This window comes from Arthrobacter sp. JCM 19049, from assembly GCF_001310435.1.
On record NZ_BAXF01000552.1, the window covers coordinates 1 to 1,350 of the forward strand.

The 1,350-nt window shown below is 67.5% G+C and carries 1 protein-coding gene and 1 pseudogene; one reads left to right on the forward strand and one right to left on the reverse strand.

Annotation, left to right across the window (positions count from 1 at the left end; all coding sequences use genetic code 11):
• Positions 1–326: pseudogene (locus JCM19049_RS14380) on the reverse strand (hypothetical protein); the annotation flags it as partial.
• Between the two features lie 311 nt (positions 327–637).
• Between JCM19049_RS14380 and JCM19049_RS14385 the strand changes: the two are divergent.
• Positions 638–1,350 (forward strand): AAA family ATPase (locus JCM19049_RS14385; protein WP_054821915.1); only part of this gene is annotated, 713 nt, incomplete at its 3' end.

Here is a 1,350-nt window from a genome sequence, read left to right on the forward strand (position 1 = left end):
GGGCGGCGCGAACCGCGAATTCCGAGGAGGGCACATCGGCAGCCGACCTGGATCAGCCCGGCGACTCCCACCTGGGCGGCGGCCTGCACCGCCTGCTCCACGCTCACGTTCAGCTTCCCGTCCCGGAAGTCCAGATGGGTGTGGTTGTCGATGACCGGCAGCGGCAGGGGTTCGGGGGCCTCGGGGTAGATCAGGTTCCGCTTGCTTCCGTCCTTCTCCTGCGTGGTCGAACGGCTGCGTTCGGCGTCATCCGCCGCGCCCTCCTGCTCGCGGGGGCGGTAGGCCTCCGGAATTGCCTGATAGTTGATCTGCTTGCCTCGCCCCACCGTGTTCCCTTCACTTCTCCTTGCGGTGCCCGGCACTGGTGCCCGCCGCCTACGATTCTGCCATCCTGCCCGCCGCGGCGCAGTGTCCCGGGCAACGCCGCAGCACTGGCTGACTGGATGTGCCCGGACCGTCGGAACCTTTTCGTGATGTACCTCACCTTCCGTTGGTAGGGTTAAGCCAACCGGGCAGGACCTGTCCCGGAGCCGGCGACCGCCGCACTTTCCACCGGGAGGGGCCAGATGAGCGTTCACCAGACGCTGCCAAGTGTTGATGCCGATTTCGGTGAGCAATGCCAGCGAATCATCCAGGCATGTCCGAGGTGATCGACGGCAAGCCGCAGGCCATCAAGACGGCGTTGGTGGTGCTGCTGGCCGGCGGTCACCTGCTGGTGGAGGACGTGCCGGGAGTGGGCAAGACACTGCTGGCCAAGGCGCTGGCTCGCAGCGTGGACGGCACCGTGAACCGCATCCAATTCACCCCGGACTTGCTGCCCAGCGACGTGACCGGGGTATCGGTGTTCTCCCCGCAGACCCAGGACTTCACCTTCCATCCCGGCCCGGTGTTCGCCAACATCGTGATCGCCGACGAAATCAACCGCGCCAACGCCAAGACGCAGGCGGCGCTGCTGGAGTGCATGGAGGAGCTGCAGGTCACGGTGGACTCGGTCACCCACCCGCTGCAGCGGCCCTTCATGGTCATCGCCACGCAGAACCCGATCGACGCGGAGGGCACCTTTGCGCTGCCCGAGGCGCAGCGCGACCGGTTCATGGCCCGCATCTCCATGGGCTACCCGGACCGGGCGGCGGAAATCTCCATGCTCTGCACCCACCACGGCCACGACCCGTTGGCCGAGATCGGTGCGCTGCTGGGCCTGGAGCGGCTGCGCCAAATGATGTTGCAGGTCCAGCGGGTGACCGTGACCGAACGCCTGGCCGGCTACGTCGTGGATTTGGGCCGGGCCACCCGGGAGCACCAGCACGTGCTGGTCGGTGCATCGCCGCGCGCCTGCTGCAGTGGGTGCGG